Raw genomic sequence first — 14,285 nt, forward strand, 5'->3', positions numbered from 1 at the left:
CAACTGCGAACCCGGGATTCCTCAGGCCTCCGACATCGACTGTCGGACCCGGCGGATCGCGAGGGCCAGTGGAATGATCACCAGCAGAGCGGTGGTCACTTCGGCGGTGATGAAGGCGTACGCCAGTCCGCGGAGTCCGTCGACATCCACCCAGGCAACGCCGAGCCCGAGCATGAGCGCTGCGTTGACGCACTGGGCGGCCACGGCATAACGAAGCCTGCCGAGCAGTCGGGAGATGGCCGAGTAGGCATATCCGAACAGTGCCGGCACGATGCCGAGTGCGGCCAACTGGAGCAGCGGACCACCGAACTCGCGGTACTGCGGGCCGACGAGTGAGAGCAGTGCCGGGCCGGCGAGGCCGAGGAACGCTGCGCCGCCCCCGCCGACGATTCCCATGATCAGCAGGAAGCGCCGGGTCAGTCGGTAGGCATTTGCCGAATCGGCGGCCGCGGCAGCGATATACGGGCCCATCAGGATCGTCAGCAGCACCACCAGCGCGGTCACCAGCGACCATGCGATCGCGAAGTAGGCGTTGAGTTCGGTACCGAGGTGGGCGACGACGATCAGTGGCAGCAGTAACGGCGCCAGCGCGCCGACGACATAGAGCAGGTACGTTCCGGCCAGGTAGCCGCCGAGCTCCCTTGTCGGGGGGAGGGTTTCGCCACCGGCCAACGCGGGTTCCGTGCGGATCCGGCGGATCACCACCACGCCGAGGACCGCCGACAGCACAACCGCCGGGCCAACCCAGGTCCAGACGATCGTCGCCCGCGTGGCCACCGCGGCGCAGGCCAGCACGAGCACGCATTTGATGACCGCGTGGGAGATGTTCTTCTGAGCCGCCCAGGTGCCCCGCCGCAGGCCGACAGCGGTGTGATCGAGGAGTGCGAATACCGAGAAGGACACCACCACAACCGGGAACAGGGCCCGGTCGAGCCACCCGGTGAACAGACTGTCGGTGGGTCCGATCCAGAGAAAGCCGACAGCGAGCAGCGCGCCGGCAACGGCGCCGGTCACGAATCCGGTCCGGACCAGCGCCGGGAGTTTGCGCCCGGCCACGGGAACGAACCGCTCGAACAATGCGCCGAAGGACAGGTTCCCGAAGGCCGACAGCATCGTCGCGGTGGTGATGATCGCCGCGGCGGCACCGACTTCTCGGGCCGGGTACATCCGTCCGATCAGGGCCCAGTACACCAGGCCCAGGACCCCGGTGACCGCTGCAGAGATCGCGAGCGCCAGCGAGTTCCGGCCCAGACCCGGCTCATCGGACCGATCCGCCTCGACCCGATCCGCTTTGATGCCGAGCGCGGTCGGGGCGGGTTCGGAGGTTGTCACACGGGCGAATTGGTGACCACCGGAGTGGTCGACACACTGGTGACCGAGGCCGCCACCGACTTGGGACGTGCGCGCCAGTGCTTCCATTCCTGGTTGATGGTCCGTAGGACCCGCATGCCGTCGCTGTAGGCGTTGAGGTTGCTACGTCCGTGCAGGCGGGGGCCCTCGAAGCTGCCGACCTCGGTGATGGCGAGATCGCAGGTGGCCAGGCGGACGTTGATCACGGTCTCGATCTCGAAGCCGTCGCCCCACTGGGCGCGTTGGTATTCGACGGGCGCGAGCTCGAGCGCCACCGCATGCCGGGCCCAGAATGCGTTGTAGCCGTAGCAGAGATCGGTGAACTCGGTCTTGAAGATGAGATTGACCAGACCGTTGAGACCCTTGTTGCCGATCCGGCGGAGCGTGGTGATGTCGGTGCTGCCACCGGCCCCGACGAACCGGCTGCCCTTGGCCAGGTCGGCCCCTGCCACGAGTGCTTCGACGAACAGCGGGATCTCAGCGGGGTCGGTGGACCCATCGGCGTCGATGGTGACGATGATGTCGCCCGTCGAAGCGGCAATACCGCAGGCCAGCGCGTTGCCCTTACCCTTGCGGGTCTGGGTGATGAATGTGGCCTCCGGCCAGAGCTTTTCGGCGACGGCGACGGTGTCGTCGGCGGAATTGCCGTCGACGAACACGATCTGGTCGACGCCTTCGGGCATCCGCGAAGCCACGTAGGGAAGATTCTTCGCCTCGTTCATGGCCGGGATGATCACCGATACCGTTGGGCGTGAGGGATTCTGGTCGCCGTCGGGCGTCGGCGGCAGTGTTGCCGGTGGATGACCCACGTCGCTGTTCGGGGTTGAAACGTACACCGCTGGCCACTCCGCTCTAATGATTACTTAAGGTTTACATTAGAAGGCAGGCAAGCCTAAGCAAAGTCCGCGTAGTCCATTGTGTCGAGCGTCACACTGTTTGTGATCTTCTGTCGCAACCATCTCGAACCAGGAGCAATTTCGTGCGTACCCAGGTGGCCATCGTCGGTGCCGGCCCGGCCGGTTTGACCCTTGCCAAATTGCTCGAGCTACAGGGTGTCGACTGCGTCGTTCTGGAGCAGCGCGGCCGTGACTACATCGAACAGCGCACGCGTGCAGGAATTCTGGAACAGCCGACCGTCGATCTGATGGTCGACATCGGTCTGGCGGACCGCGTCCTGGCCGAGGGCATCAAGCACGACGGCTTCTACCTCACCTTCGATCAGACCACTCACCACCTCGATTTCAACGCGTTGGTCGGCGGCCACGCCACCGTCTACGCCCAGCAGGAGCTCGTCAAGGATCTCGTCGCCGATCGCGTGGGTAGGGGCCTGCCTCTGTTGTTCGACGCCGATGTGACGGCGATCGACAACCGTGTCGACGGGGCGCGGGTGACGGTCCGGCAGGCGGGCAGAACGTTCGAGGTGGACGCAGATTTCGTCGCCTGTTGCGATGGTTTTCACGGTGTCGGCCGGGAGGCGATCCCGGCGGCCGATCGGGTCGAGATCGAACAGACCTACCCGGTGGCGTGGTTGGGGATCCTCGCGCGCACAACGCCGGTCACGCCCGAGGGGATGTACTGCGCGCACGAGAACGGGTTGTCCGTCCACAGTATGCGTGGCGCGCGGATCACCCGGCAGTATCTCCAGGTCCCCGCCGGCACCGACCTGGCGGACTGGTCCGATGACCGGATCTGGGACGAACTGGCCATCCGTAGTGCCGGTGCCGGTGGACTCGAACGCGGTGAGATCTTCGACCGCTCGATCGCGCCGTTGCGCAGTTATGTCAACGAGACGATGCAGCACCGGCGGGTCTTCCTGCTCGGCGACGCCGCGCATATCGTGCCGCCCACCGGCGCAAAGGGTCTCAACCTGGCGGTATCGGACGCAACGGTCCTCGCCCACGCACTGGCCGCCCACTTTCTCGGTGGAGAGCGCCGGTGGCTGGACGACTACTCGGCAACCTGCCTGCCGAGAATCTGGCAGGCCCAGCTGTTTTCGGCCACGCTGACGACCACCCTGCACACACTCACCGATGACCCGTTGCAGTGGCGGCTCAATCGCGCCCGACTGCAGAGCTGGATCTCCTCAGAAGCGCAGCAGCGGGCCCTGGGCGAGGTCTACCTGGGTCTTCCGTTCCCGGTCGGCTGGCAGTACGCGCGGAACTAGTCGAACTCCGCAATGCCCGGTGGGGCCTGGAGGGAGATCCCGAACCGGTTGGCGAAGGTTGCGCACACCGCATCGTCGGAGACGGTGCTCCGGTCTCGCTCGCCGGTGGCCAGATCCGTTCGGGTCAGCACGAATTGCTCGCCCGGGCCCCGCGACATCGTGATCCGGTGGGTGTCGTCGGTGATCGAGCAGATGATCGACCCGGTGAACCGGGATGCCGGACTGGTGCTGTGCCAGCGCGCGATATCGGCGAAGTCGGTCGGCCGGTGGGCCATACCGTCGGTGCGATAGCGGCCGGTGGCGGTCCGGACGTCGATGGGCCGGCCGATCTGATCGGCGGAGATGGGCATCAGTACCGACGATCCACCGAAACCGGTGTCCACCAGCCAATGCCGGTTGTCGCGGGTGGCGACCACGGCCACATGCGCCAGCGCAGGTCCGAACTCGCCGGAATCACGTGCGACGGCCGCTCCGACCAGATGAACGGTGAACCCCAGGTCTTGCAGGGCGCGGGCGAGCAGGCCGTTGACCTCGTAACAGATGCCTCCGCGTTTGTCGCCGAGAATCTTTCGCGTGATCGCGAGCGGGTCGACGTCGACGATCTGCCCGGCATGGATCATCAGATTCTCGAACGGGACGGTTGCCGACTGGGCCCGGACAACTCGTTCGAGAACGAGCTGATCGTCAAGATCAGGATCGAAGACGTCCGCGCGGCTCAGTCCGATCCGGTTGAGATACGCATCGACAAAGGCCAGATCAGAGCCATCAACACCGGATGGCCGATGCTCGGCCGGCCGCCTGTCAGATCGGTCACCCAGCGTTCGCATATTGACAAAGCTTACCCTAAGCTAAGCAGAGCTCCCCGCCGAAGAAGTGCGGTCGGCGCATGATTGGAGATCCGATGTCCGACGATTCGCGATACTTCCGTGGTTGCCGCGGCGGCAAAAGCGTGCGGCTGTCCCGTATCTCGAACATCGCCACCGGTCATGCACTCATCGTGCCGATGGATCACTCGGTGACGATCGGCCCACTCGGCTCGGTCGACCGCGTCGCGAATGTGCTGCAGTCCATCGCCCGGGCCGGTGCCGACGCGGTGGTCCTGCACCGCGGACGCGCGACGCAGGCCGACGCCGGAGCATTCGCCCGGATGGGCTTGATCGTGCACCTCTCGGCAGGCACCAACCGCAGTCTGGACACCGATGCAAAAGTCATGGTGGGCGGTGTCGAGGACGCACTGCGGGTCGGCGCCGACGCGGTCAGCATCCACGTGAACATCGGATCGACCACCGAACATCGTCAGCTCGAAGACTTCTGGGCCGTGTCCCGTGAATGCGAGATCCTCGGTGTTCCGTTGCTGGCCATGATGTACAGCCGTGGCCCACTGCGGCCTGCCGGTGCGGAAGACGCGGATGAAGTGGCCCACCTCGCGGCCATCGCCACCGACCTCGGCGCGGATCTGGTGAAGGTCAACTACACCGGCGACCCCGAGTCGATGCGCACGGTGGTCGACAGCTGCCCGATACCCATCTATGTCGCCGGCGGGAGCCGGGAAGGCAGCGACGACGACGCCGTGTCGCTCGGGGCCGAGATCATGAGTGGCGGGGTGGCCGGACTGAGCTTCGGCCGCAATATCTTTGCGGCCACCAACCCGTACGCGGTGACCGCGCAGCTGGCCCAGATCGTCCACGGCGCCCGTGGTGAGGCCGAGCGCGAGGCGTTCGGGCATCCGGCCCCGGCCCTGGAATCCGCCTGAGGCGAGGCCTTCTGCTGCCGGGCGATACCCGGCCTGTGACAAATGCTTGAGAACGAGTTGAGGAAGACCATGGAAAACACAATCGTCACCGACCACATCATCCCGGCTGCCGGGGCGGGCACCGACGGACGGCGCACCCCGGAAAGCCGCGCCGGACATTTCGCGTGGGTCGATGTCCGCAACGTCGCCGCCGGCCTGAGCGCGGCCATCGTGCAGGCCGCCATCCATCAGGGTGTCGACGGCATCGTCAGCGACCGGATTGATGTCCTCGAGGCGCTGCCCCCGACGATGCGTCGTATCCTCGCTGCCTCGCAAACCCTTTCGGGTGACGACGACCTCAGCTCGGTCGACCTGCTGATCGCCGCGGACCGCGAGGTGCTGGCGTCGGTGCCGGAGGGCGCGAACCTCGAACTCGGTGTTCATGTGACGGTCTCGGACGCACCTTCGCTGCAGACCGCCTGTGAGGTCGTCCGCGAGGTGCCCTGGACCGCACTGACATTCACCGACCCGACCAAGATCCCGCTTGAGATCGTGATCGCCGCGGCCGAGAACTCGGGTAACCACATCGTCACCACGGTCAGCGACATCGAAGACGCCGAGATCGTCAAACTGGTTCTCGAACACGGCTCGGACGGTCTGCTCCTCGCGCCCCGTAGCGCCGACGACGTGCTTAAGCTGGCCGCCATCGTTCGTCCGCAGTCCGAGAGCATGCAGCTCTCGGAGATCGTTGTCGAGCGCGTGGAGCACATCGGCATGGGCGATCGTGCCTGCATCGACACCACGTCGCTGCTGGAGAAGGACGAAGGCTGCCTGATCGGATCCTTCTCCACCGGACTCTTCCTGTCCTGCAGCGAGACCCACCCGCTGCCGTACATGCCCACCCGCCCGTTCCGCTGGAACGCCGGCGCGGTCCACTCGTACGTCCTCGGACCCGACAACCGTACCCGGTACGTCAGCGAGCTGCAGGCCGGATTCCCGATCCTGGCCGTACGGTCCGACGGTTCGGTCCGTGAGGTCCGGATCGGGAGGGTCAAGATCGAGAAGCGACCGCTGATCTCCATCACCGCGATCGCACCGAACGGTGCCACCATGAACCTGATCGCACAGGACGATTGGCATGTGCGACTCCTCGGGCCCGGTGGCAGCGTCAACAACGTGACCGAGCTCAAGCCCGGTGACAAGCTGCTCGGCTACGTGCCGACCGAGGCCCGTCACGTCGGCCTGCCGATCACAGAATTCTGCGACGAGCGGTGACCGAGGGGCCATCCGCCCCGAACATCCTGTGGTACATCGGGGCAGTTGACGGCGAAGTGCCCTGGGATCCGAGGCACGGCCGGTCGGCGTCTTTCGATGAGCTGCGCGCCCAGGCGCAGAATCTCGACGATCTCGGCTACTTCGGCGCGCTGACCACGGCGCGTGAGCCGATCGCGTTGATCGGCGACACCAAGCATTTGCGGTTCGTGGTGCCGGAGTACCCGGGCATCAAACCGCCTGCCCTGCTCGCCGAGCAGGCGCAGGTCTTCGACAGCTACTCCGGTGGGCGGTTGATCTTCAATCAGGTCAACGGTGCCGACCCGGTCCTTGCGCGGTACGGCCGCTTCGAATCGAAAGACGAGCGTTACGAACTCTCCAAAGAGTATTGGCGGCAGGTCAAGTCGCTGTACCTCGACGACACCGAGGGCCACGACGGCACGTTCCTGAAATATGGCCCGCGCTTCAAACCGCCGATCGCGGGTGATCGCCAGCCCACGGGGGTGCCGGTGTGGGGGACCGGCGCCTCGGCAGCCGGCATCGACCACGCTGCCGCCGTGCTGGACGTCTATCTGTCGTTCCTCGGTCCGATCGAGACCACCGCGGAGCTGTTCGGTCGGGTCCGGCAGGCGGCTGGTGCCGCAGGCAAGGAACTACAGTTCGGTGTGCTGACCAGTGTCATCGTGCGCGAGACCGAGCAGGAGGCGTGGGACCACTTCGAGTGGCAGCTGGCCAACACGTCACCACAGGCGGTGCTGGCAACCGCCGACCGAAACCTCCGGAGCTTCGGCTTCCCGCCGCTGGCCGAGCTCACCTCACCGGATCCGCAGGTGCAGAGCAGAATCGACGCACTTCGCGCCGGCCGGTTGCCCAGCCGGGACGAACTCGAGTTCGCGCCCAACATGGCAGCCGGGCTGACCACCTGGACCGGCGCCGAACCCCCCTTTGACATCGCGGGCAAGGGGACCGGCACCTACCTGGTCGGGAGCGCCGAGAATGTGGCGGCCCGGATGCAGGAGATGGCCCGGATCGCCGGCATCGACTACTGGCTGCTGTCCGGATGGCCGCTGGTGAGTGAGGCGGCGATCACCGCCGAACTCCTGTTCCCGCAGTTGGGTTTCGAGTTCCCGCCGGCGCTCTCGAGTAGGTCGCGGACCGGCAGCCCGAGATGACCCGCGAAGCAGATCTGCGCGGCACCGGTGTGCCGGACCGCTTCGAGGAGATCGCGGCACGCCACGGGGATTCGATCGCAGTGGTGTGTGGCGGTACATCGCTGACCTACCGCGACCTGCAGGCCCAGGTTGCGGACCGGGGTGCGGCGTTGGCCGCGGCCACCGGCGGCGACCGCACGCCGGTGGCCCTGGAGATGGAATGCACGGCAGGTGCGATCGCCTCGGTCATGGCCGTCTTCCGGTCCGGACGCCCGTTGATCCTGCTCGATCAACAACTGCCCGAGGAGCGTCGCGCGCAGATCGTGGCGCGGACCGGTGCGACGCGCCTGACCTCCCGAGACGTGAGCGAACTTGCCGCGGCACCGACTCATGAGCTGCCGAGTCTGGATGAGAACGACTGTGCGGTACTGCTCTTCACCTCCGGCTCGACCGGGGAACCGAAGGCGGTCCGGCACAGTCACCGGCTCTGGCTCAACCAGGGCTCCGAACTGGCCGAGGTTCTCGGTCTGCGGACAGGGGACCGGATGGCGGCAATCCTGCCGATGAGTTTCGGTGGCGGCCTCGACATGCTGGTCACCGCGCTGCTGTGTGGTGCCGAGCTCCACGTGACCGATCCACGTGTGTCCGGCATCGACGCGTTGCCGGCGTGGCTCGCGGACACCCGGCCCACCTCCTTGCACGCCACACCCTCTCTGCTCCGCGCCGCAGTGGAGGCGTGTGCAGCCGGGGAGCTGATGGATCTGCGACTGGTCACCACATGTGGAGAGGCCGTGCACGGCAGCCAGATCCGGGAGCTGCGACGCAAACTCGGGCCGTCCGCGAGCTACTGCAATCTGTCGGGTTCCTCGGAGACCGGAAACCTGGCTTTCAACATGATCTCCGCCGCCGACGAGATCCCTTCGGGAAACCTGCCCGCCGGCCGGGTGTCCGACCGTAAGACCGTGCACCTCCTCGACGAGGCGGGTCGACCGGTCCCGGCCGGCGAGATCGGTTCGATCGTTGTCGAGTCGGCGTACATCGCCTCCGGCTACCACTGCGACGCCGCCGGAGTCGTATTGGGCGATCACAAGGCTTTTGGTCTCACCGACGCCGGTGTCCCGTTGTTCCGGATGGGGGATCTGGGCCGGTTCGGCCCGGACGGCGAACTCCATCTTGTCGGTCGCCGCGACGATGCGTTGAAGATCCGTGGCTACCTGGTGGAACCCGCCGAGGTCACCTCCGCACTGCTGAACCTGCCCGGGATCGACGATGCGGTGACGATGGCCGTGCGGCCCGGCGGAACCACGATGCTGGTCGCATTCGCCGCTGTCGGCCCGAACGGCCCGGATGCCACGACCATCCGAAACGAGCTGCGCACGACGTTGCCCGATTGGATGGTGCCCACCCAGGTGGTGGTCCTGCCGGCGCTGCCCCGCAACGAGCGCGGCAAGGTCGACCGCAGCGCGCTGGCCGGATCGGTGACCCGGCCGTCGTACGAAAAGCCGCAGAGCGCAACCGAAACCGCGCTTGCTGCCCTGTGGACCGAGATCCTCGGGTTGGAAGCAGTGGGGCGGGACGACGACTTCATCGCCCTCGGTGGGGATTCGCTGCAGGTGCAGCAGATGTTGGCGCAGGTGACCGTCACCTTCGGCGCCGGCCTGTCGACCACAGATCTGATGCTGCAACCGACGATTCGGGCTTTGGCCGCTCACATCGACAACACCGGTCGGCAACGATTCTCGCGTCGTCCGGGGGTGATGGTGCCGTTGCAGAACGGTGGCGGCCGGCAACCGGTTTTCATGTTCTCCGGCGCCGGATCCCCGGCGATGTCGATGGCCCCGCTGGCTCGCGCGCTGGGTGCGGATCGGCCCGTCCACGGCCTGCAGGCGCACGGTCTGGAACGACGTGGATTCCCCGACTGGACGATCTCTCGGGCCGCCCGCCGCAGTCTCCGGGAGATCCGGAAGGTCCAGAAGACCGGCCCCTACGCCTTTGTCGGACACTCGCTGGGCGGATTGATCGCGATGGAGACCGCGCGTCTGCTCGAAGAGCAGGGTGAAACCGTCTCGGCTGTCGTCTGTCTCGACACCATCCTGACCGGACCGCTGTCGGCGGGTGGGCCGACGCTGTGGACTGCCGATGATCATCCCACCGGCCCGGCTGCCACCGTGGCCCCGGTGGACAAGAAGAAGCTCTGGCGGACCCGGGCCATGCTGGTCACCGCCGGTCTGTGGCGCTATCCGACCCAGACCCAATGGGATCTGTTCCATGACTTGGGCCGACGGGTGGCGCTCATGCATCGCCTTCGGCCGTGGGAGGGGCCACTTCACCTGGTCATGGCGCAGGACAACCCCGACGATCCCGACTGGTGGCCGGCGGTGGCACCCTCGCTGCGGTCGATCACCCGCGTCGAGGGCGACCACAACGGGATTCTGCAGCCACCCCATGTCAGCTGGACCGCAGAGATCGTTCAGGGCGTGCTGGACGAGGTGCATCCGTGACCACCCGGGCCGCTGTTCTGATCCTGGAACACCAACAGCCGCAACGACTGGCCACACTGCTCCGATCACTCGAGCATCCCGACATCGATGTCTACGTCCACATCGATGCGCGGGTCTCGCGGGCGCCCTTCGAGGTCCTCGCACCACCCGGACCTCAGCTGACCTATCTCGGCGAGGACGACCGTGGTCCGGTGTCGTGGGGTGATCTCAGTCTGGTCGATGCGAGCCTGGCGACGCTGCGCGTGGCACTCGCCTCGGAGCGGCACTACGGCCGCTATGCACTGCTCTCCGGTGCCGACCTGCGGATCGCACCCCTGGACGAGATTCTCGCCGGCTGGTCGAGTGCCGCCGAGTTCCTGAGGATCGACCGTGCGCTGACCGGCCCTGATCGACGACCGAATTGGCGAGTGCGGCGTCGCCACTTCCGGCGGGACACCGGACTCATCGGCCGGGTGTTGTCCGGACGAATTCCCCGGGCCGTCGACGAGACGATGGACCTGTATCAGGGTTCGCAGTGGTGGGCGCTGACCGAGGGCGCCGCGCGGCACGTGTGCGAGTTCATCGACCGCCATCCCGGCTGGCTCCGCTTCCACCGGCACAGCTTCGGGCCGGACGAGATCGTCGTACAGTCCATCATCGCGAATTCGCCGTATGCGCAGGCGATCACACAGAACTTCGCGGACGCGGGTCCCGACACCGACCCTCGGCTCCACGGCATGCACTACATCGACTGGTCGGATCCGACGGCGTCGAGCCCCCGGGTGCTGTCGATCGGGGATCAGATGGATCTCCGGGAGTCCCCGGCGTTCTTCGCCCGCAAGATCGGTCCCGATTCGGCGGAACTGGTTGCGGCGTTCGGGCGGGACCTGGCCGGGCGATGAGCAAACACAGGCGCAAGGGCGGTTCGGCCCTCGAGTCCAACGCGTTGGCACTGATGCTCTCGTCGGTGGTCACCGGTGTTCTCGGATTGGTCTATTGGGCGGCCGCCGAACGTTTCTTCCCCACCGAAGACGTGGGCCGGGCCGCGGCGGTCATCAACTCCGCGATCGTGCTGGCCGCCTTGTCATGTCTGTCCCTGGGTGGGGCCTACCAGCGTTTCCTGCCGGTGGCCGGGCGCCTGTCGGCTCGCCTCATCATCGCCGGGATCGGTGTGGTGTCGGTGGCCGGACTTGTACTGGGAGCGGGGTTTGCGTTCTTCGGGCCGTCGGTCGACCGGCTGTTCCACTCCACCACCGAACAGGTTGCCTTCCCGCTTGTGGTGACCGCGCTTGCGGTGTACGCCCTGTCGGATCCGATCCTCACCGGACTCCGGATGGCGTGGGGTGTGGCGGCCAAGAACATCGCGCTGTCGGTCCTGAAGATCGTTGCGGTACTGGTGGTTGCCGGGTCCGGCGGTGCCATCATCCTGGTCGGGTCGTGGGGTGTGCTGGCGGTGGCCGTGACCATCGCAGCGATCGGCTACGCACTGCGCCGCACCATCATCACCCGCCGGGACATCACGCCCGAACTGCCGGCGGTCAGGGAGCTGTGGGCGTTTCAGGGTGTCTTCTTCGCCATGTCGGTGGTGCTGATCCTGACCCCACTGACGTTGCCGTTGATCGTCGTCAACACGATGGGCGCCGCCGACAACGCGTATTTCAACCTGGCCTGGACGATGTGCTCGGCGTTGGGGCTGCTGCGGGGTGCGGTCGGATCGTCGTTCATCGTCGAGGCCTCACGCTCCGATTCCGACCGGCCTGCACTGCTGCGCAGGCTGATCCGGATGATGGTGGTCGTCACGTCGGTTTCTGCTGTCGGTCTGGCGGTGTGCGGACCGATCGTCCTGGCAGTGGTCGGCGCGGATTACGTCTCGGCGGCCTGGCAGCTGGTCCTGGTGATGGCCGTCGACACGGTGGTCGGCTCGGTGGTCGTCGTCTACTTCCTGCTGGCGCAGATCGTGCGGCGACTACGGCTGATGTTCGCGGTTCAGTGCCTCATCGTGCTGATCACCATTGTCGGAGCCTCGATCCTGGTACCGCAGATCGGCTTGACCGGTATCGGCTTGGCGGTCCTGACCGCCAACACGGTGGCCCTGCTGATTCTCCTTCGCCCCTTGCGCCGGTTGGCGATCGAGTTCAAGACGCGGTCGTCAGAACCGGATGTCACCGTTGCCGCGGTGCCCGATCAGGCGTTGGCCGGGCTCAGGGCGGCTGACACCGTCGACTCGTAGACCTTCCGGCCGACGAACCGGAAGGTTTCCAGACCCGGCGCCCGCGCTGCAGTGGCGACGGCGGGCCGGACCGCCCGGGTGAACGCCTTGACCGCGGCGATGGGGCGCGGACCGGACGGCCGCGGTGACCAGAGCAGAGCTGCCAGAACATCATCGGGCAGCGGCCGCCGGTTTTGTGCGGCGGCATGTTCGCGGGCGATCCGCAGGTGATTGCGCCGTTGCTGCTCCGAATGCATCGAACTGACCTGCGAGGGGTGAATCCGGTAGCGGTACCCCATGATCGGAAGATTGCGCAGACGGCCATGGGCCGAGAGTTCGACGATCATCCGGTAATCCTCGGCATGAGCATATTCGGGCCGAAAGCGGATCCGGTTCCGTTCGAGGACGTCCCGACGGATCATCAGGGATGCGCCGCAGTGGCAGGTGGCGATCAGTAGTCGCTGCCGGCATGCCTTGTCGCCGGCCGGCATTCGAACGCGACCGGTCATCGCACCGAACATCTCGTAGTCGGTGCCGCACGCGACCAGCCCGGGATCGTCGTTCATGGCGGTCACCTGGGCGCGCAGACGTCCCGGTGGCATCAGGTCGTCGGCGTCCATGCGCGCGATGTAGGTGCCGCGGGCATGGTCCAGACCGGTGTTGAGTGCCCCGACCAGCCCGGTGTTCTCCTGGTGGATCACCCGCAGGCGCGGATCGTCGACAGCGGCCAACCGCTGTGCGGTGTCATCCGTGGACCCATCGTCCACGACCAACAGTTCGAAGTCGGAGAAGTCTTGGCGCAGGACCGTTTCGAGCGCCTCACCGACGTGCTCGCCGACGTTGTAGGCGGGGACCAGGACCGTCACGAGCGGGATTCGTGGGTTTGTCACCGGTACCTCAGGATCGCGGAGTAGAGCCCGGGCGCGGTCTTGACGAGGACGGCAAAGACGGCTTCGCGGAGGAATCCGGTGCGCAACAACGCCGGCACCTCGGACAGTCGGATCGATGTCCGCACGCGGGCGATCGCGGTGTCGTACAGGGCCGGTCGCGGCGTCGTGGACTGGTCGGCTCGCATCGCGACATGAGCGACCGAGGTGAGGATCTCGCGGTATCGGAAGCCCCGGAGATCGGGTTGCCAGGCCGTGTCGAGGTCGTGGGCGGCCACTTCCGTCAGCACGTCATCACCCACCTTGAACAGGTCAAAGGTGTGAGTGCTGAAGTGGGTCGAGATCGATCCCGGTCGGTAGAGGTACCAGTAGAGCGGCTCGTCGATGAGGGCCACCCGATCGGCGCGCAACCCGAGGCGTACCAGCGGTGCGAAGTCCTCGTAACTCTGGCCCTCTTCCCAGGGCCGACTGCCGAGTATCTCCCGCCGAAAAATCTTGTTGCAGGCGTAGGCTTTTGCGCCACCTTTGATCAAAAGGTGCGCGAAATCCCGACCGGACATCCGTGGGGTGCCGTAGAGGGGTTCGTCCACCCCGAGGTCGTTGTTGTCCTCGTCCACCCGCCGCGTCCGGGTGCAGGCGAAATCGGCGTCGTGGTTCACGAGCGCGGTGACGAGCAGCTCGATGAAGTCGGGGTCGGCTCGGTCGTCGCTGTCGAGAAACCAGATCAGGTCGCCGGTGGCCGCTTCCAGACCGGAGTTCCGGGCGTAACCGAGCCCACGGTTCTCCGTGTGCGCGACCACGATGTGCGGGGCGCCTCGTGCGGTGAGGTGATCGCAGGCGAAGGCGATCGAGTCGTCCTGACCGCAATCATCCACCAGCACAATCTGATCAGCCTTGCGGGTCTGCGCGAGCAAGGAGTCGAGGCAGGCTGCGAGGTAAGCGCGACTGTTGTAGATCGGGATGACCACACTGACCGTGGCGGGGGTGGTGCGCACCGAGAGGAACTCCTGTGACCAGCGAATGTGAGGTGACCCTAACAA

12 protein-coding genes are annotated in these 14,285 nt (G+C 66.3%); 7 read left to right on the top strand and 5 right to left on the bottom strand.

Going from position 1 to position 14,285, the window contains the following annotated elements; genetic code table 11:
- Window positions 1-21 precede the first annotated feature (21 nt).
- Both AC51GR_RS09700 and AC51GR_RS09705 read right to left on the bottom strand, forming a co-directional pair.
- Window positions 22-1,332 (bottom strand): lipopolysaccharide biosynthesis protein, encoded by a 1,311-nt coding sequence (locus AC51GR_RS09700; protein ID WP_496324415.1) that lies wholly within the window; start codon window positions 1,330-1,332, stop codon window positions 22-24.
- Complete coding sequence (locus tag AC51GR_RS09705; protein WP_496324627.1) at window positions 1,329-2,159, bottom strand: glycosyltransferase family 2 protein; 831 nt, start codon at window positions 2,157-2,159, stop codon at window positions 1,329-1,331. The genes AC51GR_RS09700 and AC51GR_RS09705 overlap by 4 nt, the downstream gene beginning before the upstream one ends.
- 170 nt (window positions 2,160-2,329) lie before the next feature.
- Between AC51GR_RS09705 and AC51GR_RS09710 the strand changes: the two genes are divergently transcribed.
- A complete protein-coding gene (locus tag AC51GR_RS09710) occupies window positions 2,330-3,514 on the top strand; it encodes a 4-hydroxybenzoate 3-monooxygenase (RefSeq protein ID WP_496324416.1) in 1,185 nt (394 codons plus the stop codon).
- Here AC51GR_RS09710 and AC51GR_RS09715 read toward each other — a convergent pair.
- Window positions 3,511-4,341 carry an arylamine N-acetyltransferase family protein gene (locus tag AC51GR_RS09715; RefSeq protein WP_496324417.1) on the bottom strand — a complete coding sequence of 277 codons (831 nt, stop codon included), beginning with the start codon at window positions 4,339-4,341 and terminating at the stop codon, window positions 3,511-3,513. The two genes, AC51GR_RS09710 and AC51GR_RS09715, sit on opposite strands and share 4 nt — an antisense overlap.
- 74 nt (window positions 4,342-4,415) lie before the next feature.
- On the opposite strand from AC51GR_RS09715, the gene AC51GR_RS09720 reads away from it, so the two are divergent.
- The 6 genes from AC51GR_RS09720 (at window position 4,416) to AC51GR_RS09745 (ending at window position 12,379) form a co-directional block, all read left to right on the top strand.
- On the top strand, window positions 4,416-5,267 hold the full coding sequence (locus AC51GR_RS09720) for a 2-amino-3,7-dideoxy-D-threo-hept-6-ulosonate synthase (RefSeq protein ID WP_496324418.1): 852 nt from the start codon (window positions 4,416-4,418) through the stop codon (window positions 5,265-5,267).
- A 69-nt stretch (window positions 5,268-5,336) separates the two neighbouring features.
- Complete coding sequence (locus AC51GR_RS09725; RefSeq protein WP_496324419.1) at window positions 5,337-6,521, top strand: 3-dehydroquinate synthase II family protein; 1,185 nt, start codon at window positions 5,337-5,339, stop codon at window positions 6,519-6,521.
- The gene (locus AC51GR_RS09730; RefSeq protein ID WP_496324420.1) at window positions 6,518-7,690 is read left to right on the top strand and encodes an LLM class flavin-dependent oxidoreductase; all 1,173 of its coding nucleotides are present in this window, start codon (window positions 6,518-6,520) and stop codon (window positions 7,688-7,690) included. The genes AC51GR_RS09725 and AC51GR_RS09730 overlap by 4 nt, the downstream gene beginning before the upstream one ends.
- Window positions 7,687-10,170, top strand: a complete 2,484-nt coding sequence (locus AC51GR_RS09735) for an alpha/beta fold hydrolase (protein ID WP_496324421.1) — start codon at window positions 7,687-7,689, stop codon at window positions 10,168-10,170. The genes AC51GR_RS09730 and AC51GR_RS09735 overlap by 4 nt, the downstream gene beginning before the upstream one ends.
- On the top strand, window positions 10,167-11,051 hold the full coding sequence (locus tag AC51GR_RS09740; protein ID WP_496324422.1) for a beta-1,6-N-acetylglucosaminyltransferase: 885 nt from the start codon (window positions 10,167-10,169) through the stop codon (window positions 11,049-11,051). Before AC51GR_RS09735 ends, AC51GR_RS09740 begins: the two co-directional genes overlap by 4 nt.
- Window positions 11,048-12,379: a lipopolysaccharide biosynthesis protein gene (locus AC51GR_RS09745; protein ID WP_496324423.1), complete on the top strand. Its 1,332-nt coding sequence runs from the start codon at window positions 11,048-11,050 to the stop codon at window positions 12,377-12,379. The genes AC51GR_RS09740 and AC51GR_RS09745 overlap by 4 nt, the downstream gene beginning before the upstream one ends.
- On the opposite strand, the gene AC51GR_RS09750 is transcribed toward AC51GR_RS09745, so the two are convergent.
- Window positions 12,334-13,248: a glycosyltransferase family 2 protein gene (locus tag AC51GR_RS09750; RefSeq protein WP_496324424.1), complete on the bottom strand. Its 915-nt coding sequence runs from the start codon at window positions 13,246-13,248 to the stop codon at window positions 12,334-12,336. The two genes, AC51GR_RS09745 and AC51GR_RS09750, sit on opposite strands and share 46 nt — an antisense overlap.
- On the bottom strand, window positions 13,245-14,240 hold the full coding sequence (locus tag AC51GR_RS09755) for a glycosyltransferase family 2 protein (RefSeq protein WP_496324425.1): 996 nt from the start codon (window positions 14,238-14,240) through the stop codon (window positions 13,245-13,247). Before AC51GR_RS09755 ends, AC51GR_RS09750 begins: the two co-directional genes overlap by 4 nt.
- Between the last annotated feature and the right edge of the window lie 45 nt (window positions 14,241-14,285).

The sequence above is a fragment of the Williamsia sp. z71 genome (assembly GCF_059553375.1).